Here is a 6,144-nt window from a genome sequence, read left to right on the forward strand (position 1 = left end):
AAGCTCATGGACGGTCTCGGCCCGTTGTGGCGGCTTATCTTCGGCGGATTCGGCCGCAAAATCGGTTTTAACGCTGGAAGCGCAGGCTGAATCAAACATCGGCCTCACTCCTCATAAAGAGAGGTGCGATTCTGATGATGGCGCATTCCATCTCCTCAAATGATCTGATTACATCCTTTCTGCGGCTAAAGCAGCACTTATCTCGCTTTGATGGCTTTAATCCAGGTAAAATCCTTGAAATATAACCATCAAGGTGTTTTGCGAAGTTATTCGCGGTCATGTGTTTACCAAATCGCCAATATCTATACCAGGTAAATAAACCTGTTGATCCGAGGGTTTAAGCCGATGAAAATGCCTTATTATCATTGGTTATCTTATCAAAATTCGAATTATTCTGTTTATCAGGATAATGGAAAAATTGTCTAGAAAATACGATTTCCCATGCTTATGACCCGATAAAAGAGGATTTGATGGAAGGAAGGTCCTATCCGAAGGGATAAAATCGCGGATAGCCCCTTAAACCAGACGATCCGTCATCGTTCCTCGGAGGTCTTCTTCGTCTGGAGATGCAAAGAAGATTCGCGAAGTGACTGAGCTGAGCAAGAAGCCTATGAGATCGGTTTAGCCAATCCGATACCCTGCTGGCAAATTCAGGGGGACCTGTCCCCCTCCGCCACTTTCTTCTCCGGGATCTTCTCATGGTAGAGGTAATGGCCGCACCGTTTGCAGTAGTCGGCATCGATATCGTGCTCGCTGAGGCCGCACTGGGGACAGAGAACGTTCGTCTTCTTTGATATCAAAATCCACTCCTTGACGATCTGGCTCGCCTGCCAGGGTATGAGGATGATCCCCGAGATTATCATCATCACCGTGATCAATTTTCCGGCCTCGGTGACGGGGGTGATGTCGCCGAAGCCGACGGTGCTGAGGGCCACCACCGTGAAATAGAAGGCGTCGCCGAAGTTTCTGACCCCGTCGTTTGCGGGGCTTTCGACGTAGTAAAAGATCCCCGAGCCGACGAAGAAGATGATCAGGATCGTCGTCACCAGCCTCACCACCTTCAGAACCTCCAGGGATACGCTCCCGAAGAAGAAGTTCGGATCGGTGAGGAATCGGAGGAACCGAAAGATCCTGAAGACCTTGAAGACCCGGATCATCTTGACGAAGGAGATGTTGAGGGAGAGGCTGGAGATGGGGAACGTCGCCTGAAATAACGTTGGCAAGATCGCCAGAAGGTCGATGAGGCTGTATCGGTCCAAAAGCTGCCTTTTCCTATTCGGCGCTCCGTAGAGGCGGGCGAAGTATTCGAGGACGAAGAGGGCGACGACGAAGAGCTCGATCCTCCAGAGGAAGGCCCTCGCCGCCTCGGATATGTCGTAGGTTTCGATGACGAAGATGGCGCAGACGAGTAGGTTCAATAAGATTATCGTGATGTCGATGGATCTGCCGAGGGGCGTTCTGCAGTCGATGAGGTAGAACTCGACGGTCTCTCGGAAATTCCCAGGTTTTATGTTATCGCTTCTGGTCAAACCTCAAGTCACCTCTTCCATACTTCCATATCAGTCATCTCTTCCATAGGTCAGGCACCAGGAAGACCAGAACTGTGATTATCTCCAACCGTCCCAAGTACATCAGAAACGTCCCAAAAACTCGCCCCCCAAGAGATATCTGGCTGAAGTCGACCGCCACGACCCCGTAGCCTGGGCCGATCACGCCCAAGGTGCAGGCCGAGGCGGATATGGCTGATATGGCGTCGAAGCTCGGGTTCCCCGCCTCGGTAATGGCAAAGACCAGGGACCCGCCAATAAAGATCATTAGATAGAGGAGGGTATAAACCTGGACTGATCTAAGTATATGTTCGGGGACGACGATCTCGCCAACATTCACAGAGGTCACTGCATGAGGATGTAGAACTCGCAGCAGCTCTTTATGGAAGTGCTTCAATATTATCAGAATCCTTCCCACCTTTATCCCGCCACCCGTGGAGCCGGTGCTCCCTCCTATCAGCATCAGGATTATCAGGGCGAGCTTTGCGGCCAGAGACCAGGAGTCGTAGCTGAAGTTGTTCACGTACCCGGTGGTGGTCATGATGGAGGCAGCCTGGAAGGCCGAATACCTGAACCTCGTCGAAAGGTCCCCGTCTATGCCGCCCCAGATCATGAGGATGAATATAGATAATATTAGTATAAATATATAAAATTTAAACTCGGTATCTCTCAGCGGTGCCGAGATCTCCCTCTTCAAGAGGATCCGGTAGTGGAGGAGAAAGCTCGTCCCGCCGATCAGGAGAAATACGCAGACTACGGCGTCGACGAGGGGGCTATCATAGGCGGCGATGCTATCGGCCCGAGGGGAGAAGCCGCCCGTGGCCAGGCTTGTGAAAGCTGTACAGACGGCATCGTATAGAGGTAGACCCAAGGCCACCAGAGCAAGGGCCTCCAGCCCCACCAGGCCCAGGTATATCCTCCAGAAGATCTTGGCTGTGTTCTTCACCCGTGGCGTTAGTGCCTCCTTGGTGAGGCCGAGCCCCTCCACCGAATAGAGTTCACGTCCCGCCACCCCCAGGTGAGGAAGTATCGCTATGAATAGCAGTATTATCCCCATACCACCCAGAAACTGAGTGAAAGACCTCCAGAATAGGAGGCCGAAGATCGTCTCCTCGCTGGCGGGAGAGATGACGGCAAGGCCGGAGAACTCATCGACGAAGAGACGGGCCGGGCTTGAGCCGAGCTGCGCCTCGCTCAGGACCCAGTAGCCGCCCGCGGCAGAATCCGTCAATATCGTCGCCCCTGCGGTGGTGAACCCCGACATCGACTCGAAGAGGGCGTCGATGGGAGAGAGGCCGAGGAGGAGGTAGGGAAGGGCGCCGAGGGATGCCGCCAGGATCCATGCAAAGGCCACGGTGGCGAAGGCTTCCCTGTGGCCCATCTCCTCCCCGACGCCGAGCCGCCTCATGGCCAGGCCCAAGGTTACTGCCACGAGATACGTCAGAGAGAAGGCGACCAGACCAGAGGGTTCCCTGTAGACGACGGATACGAAGGCTGGGATCAGCATCAGAACGCCCAGGATGATCGCCAACGACCCCAGGTTGTGAAGTACTAGCTTGAATTTCATCTACTATCCTAGAGATCTATAATGTTTTTAGTTTTTCCAGTCGATCTCGGTGATCAGGCTTTCTCCAAGACTTTGTCGAAAAGCCGATCCAGCAGCTACTTATCCCAGAAACCTGGTAAGAAGAGTACCAGCACCGGAAGAATCTCCATTCTTCCGACGTACATGCAGATCACCCCGATAATCTTGCCGACTGGGGTGACATGGCTGAAGTCAAAGGCGACTTCGCCAAGTCCAGGGCCGACTCCTCCCATGCAGGTTGCAACCGCCGAAACCGCCGAGATCAGATCAAATCCTGGATTTCCCGACTCCGTCAGCGCCATAGCCAGAGATGCACAGAAAAAGACGATCAGATAGAGAAGGGCGAAGAAGAGTATCGAGCGGATGATATCTTCCTGAATGGTGGCCTTAGTCATCTTTATCGGCTTTACCGCCCTGGGGTGAATCATCTCGATGAGCTCTCTTTTGCCGTACTTTAAGATCAGAAGTATGCGTGCAACCTTTATCGCCCCGCCCGTTGAGCCGACGCAACCGCCCACCAGCATCAGAACAAGAAGGACCATACCAGATGCGACGGGCCACGTATCGTAGCTGAAGTTGTTTGTAAATCCGGTGGTCGTCATCGTGGAGACGACCTGGAAGCTCACGATCCTCAGCCTGTGGAGAACGTCTCCCTCTATCCCTCCGGCCACAAGGATCAGGACGATTGACGACGCAAGTATGTAGAGAAAGAACCTGAACTCTGAATCCCTCGCATAAGCCGAAAGCGAGCCTCTATAGAGAAAGTTGTAGTGGAGGTTGAAGCTCGTCGCTCCAAGAAGCATAAAGAGCATGGCTATAGCCTCGATCGGAAGGCTGGAGTAGGCGACGATCCCCGAGGCCTGGGGAGAAAAGCCGCCGGTCGCTATCGTCGTAAAGGCGGTCAGGAGAGAATCGTAGACGGGCATCCCCGCCAATGAGAGCATGAAAGTCTCCAGCCCCACCATCAGGAGGTAAATGCCCCAGTATATCCTCGCCGTATCCTTAACCCTGGGGGTTATGGTCTCTTTTGTGAGTCTGGACGAGTCCACATAATATAGCTGCCTTCCGGCAACGCCCAATTGGGGAAGGATCGCAATGAATAGCAGGATTATTCCAAGGCCGCCGAGGAACTGGGTGAAAGACCTCCAGAAGAGGAGGCCCAAGTAGGTCCTGTCTCCGATCTCGCCATCGATGAGTGCGGCGATTGTAGCAGAATCTCCAGCAAAGAGGCGGCTCAGGGCATCGATAACACCCGATGCCACGCATACGCTCGCAGCGTCGGGGTTTACTATCCAGTAACCTTTAGAGTCGTAGTCGGTGAGGATCGTCGCACCCGTCGTGGTAAACCCGGACATCGACTCGAAGAGGGAGTCTACGAAGCCCATGCCGAGAAGAACGAAGGGAAGGGCCCCAAAGAGGGCTGCCAGAAGCCAGCCTAATGTGACGATCAGGAAGGCGTCGCTATGCTCGACATCCCCACTGCAGCCTAGACGCCTCATCGCATAGCCAGCGGCCAGTGTCAGCATGGAGGATAAAAGGAACGCCGCCACCCCCGAGGGCTCTGCGTAAATGACCGAGACGGCCGCAGGAACCAGCATCAAGGCCCCGAGAATGATCATCAGCAAACCCAGGGTATGGATAGCTATCCTCGCACTCATAGGCTCAGGTCCATTCCAGTCTCCTGGATATATATAAAAGAATGGCCCCGGATCCAACCTCCCTCGGTTTTGCTTCCAACCTTTTACCGAAACTCTTTTCACGAGACCGCCTCCATCATGGCCAGATATCATGGAGGAGAAGACGGATCTGAAGCGCGAGCTGGGACTCTTCGAGGTGACCCTCTCCGGCGTGGGGATAATCCTCGGGGCCGGGATCTACGCTCTGATCGGGAAGGCCGCGGGGATGGCAGGAAACTCGGTCTGGCTCGCCTTCGTCATGGCGGCCCTGATCGCCGTATTCACCGGCCTCAGCTACGCCGAGCTCTCCTCGATCTTTCCGAGGGCCAGCGCCGAGTACGAGTACACCAGCCGAGCCTTCGGGCGGAAGCTCGCCTTCGTCGTCGGCTGGCTGATCATCTTCAGCGGGGTCATAGGGGCGGCGACCGTGGCCCTGGGCTTTGGCGGCTACTTCCTCGCCCTGACCGGCTTTCCCGTCCTTCCATCGGCCCTTCTCCTCCTCCTCGTCCTCTCCATCGTCCTCCTCTGGGGGATCAAGATCTCGGCCTGGTTTGCCATCGTCTTCACCCTCATCGAGACGGCGGGCCTTTTGATGGTGATCTACATCGGACTGCCTCACCTGGGGAGCGTAGACTACTTCGAGATGCCTTTCGGATTCAACGGCGTCTTCGAGGCGGCGGCCCTGATCTTCTTCGCCTACATGGGCTTTGAGGAGATGGTGAAGCTCTCCGAGGAGACGAGAGAGCCCGAGAGGAACGTGCCTTTGGCCCTGATTCTGGCCCTCGCCGTCACCATCATCCTCTACATGCTGGTGGCGGTGAGCGTCGTCTCCGTCGTCTCCTGGGAGACTCTCGCCGCCTCCCAGGCCCCCTTCTCCGAGGTGGCGGCCGAGGCCCTGGGCTCCGACGCCTTCGTGGTCATCTCGGCGATAGCTCTATTCGCCACCGCCAACACCGTCCTGCTGATGCTCCTCGCAGCCTCCAGGATCGCCTACGGCATGGCCGAGTCGTCTTCGATGCCCGCCCTTCTCGCGAGGGTCCATCCGAAAAGGAGGACTCCCTGGGTCGCGATCCTGGTCGTCATGCTGCTGTCGATGGTCTTCGTCTTCTCCGGCGACATAGCCTTCGCCGCCAGCGCCAACGACTTCATCCTCTTTGCGACCTTCGTCGTCATCAACGCGAGCCTGATCTATCTGAGACACAAGGACCCCGACCGGCCCCGGCCCTTCCGGGTGCCGCTGAGAATAGGATGGGTTCCCGTCCTGCCGGTCCTGGGGATTTTGAGCTGCATCTTTCTCATCTTCCACCTGGACGAGGCCGCGATCCTCCTGGGGTCG

Annotated in this window: 4 protein-coding genes; 1 reads left to right on the top strand and 3 read right to left on the bottom strand. The window is 55.6% G+C overall.

Annotated features, from left to right (window positions below; genetic code table 11):
• Window positions 1–650 precede the first annotated feature (650 nt).
• The 3 genes from ACP5EL_RS06470 to ACP5EL_RS06480 all read right to left on the bottom strand — a co-directional run bounded on the left by ACP5EL_RS06470 (window position 651) and on the right by ACP5EL_RS06480 (window position 4,892).
• Window positions 651–1,529: an ion transporter gene (locus ACP5EL_RS06470; RefSeq protein ID WP_428401690.1), complete on the bottom strand. Its 879-nt coding sequence runs from the start codon at window positions 1,527–1,529 to the stop codon at window positions 651–653.
• A 34-nt stretch (window positions 1,530–1,563) separates the two neighbouring features.
• Window positions 1,564–3,114: a TrkH family potassium uptake protein gene (locus tag ACP5EL_RS06475; protein ID WP_428401691.1), complete on the bottom strand. Its 1,551-nt coding sequence runs from the start codon at window positions 3,112–3,114 to the stop codon at window positions 1,564–1,566.
• Between the two features lie 95 nt (window positions 3,115–3,209).
• The gene (locus ACP5EL_RS06480; protein WP_428401692.1) at window positions 3,210–4,892 is read right to left on the bottom strand and encodes a TrkH family potassium uptake protein; all 1,683 of its coding nucleotides are present in this window, start codon (window positions 4,890–4,892) and stop codon (window positions 3,210–3,212) included.
• Window positions 4,893–4,920: 28 nt separating this feature from the next.
• On the opposite strand from ACP5EL_RS06480, the gene ACP5EL_RS06485 reads away from it, so the two are divergent.
• A partial coding sequence (locus ACP5EL_RS06485) for an APC family permease (protein ID WP_428401694.1) occupies window positions 4,921–6,144 on the top strand: 1,224 nt, incomplete at its 3' end.

It is taken from the genome of Methanocrinis sp. (genome assembly GCF_049974945.1).
In the GTDB taxonomy this organism is placed as follows: Archaea; Halobacteriota; Methanosarcinia; order Methanotrichales; family Methanotrichaceae; genus Methanocrinis.

Coding starts and splice junctions, on each gene's coding strand:
- ACP5EL_RS06475 (WP_428401691.1), bottom strand. CDS start 3,114: ATGAAATTCAAGCTAGTACTTCACAACCTGGGGTCGTTGGCGATCATC.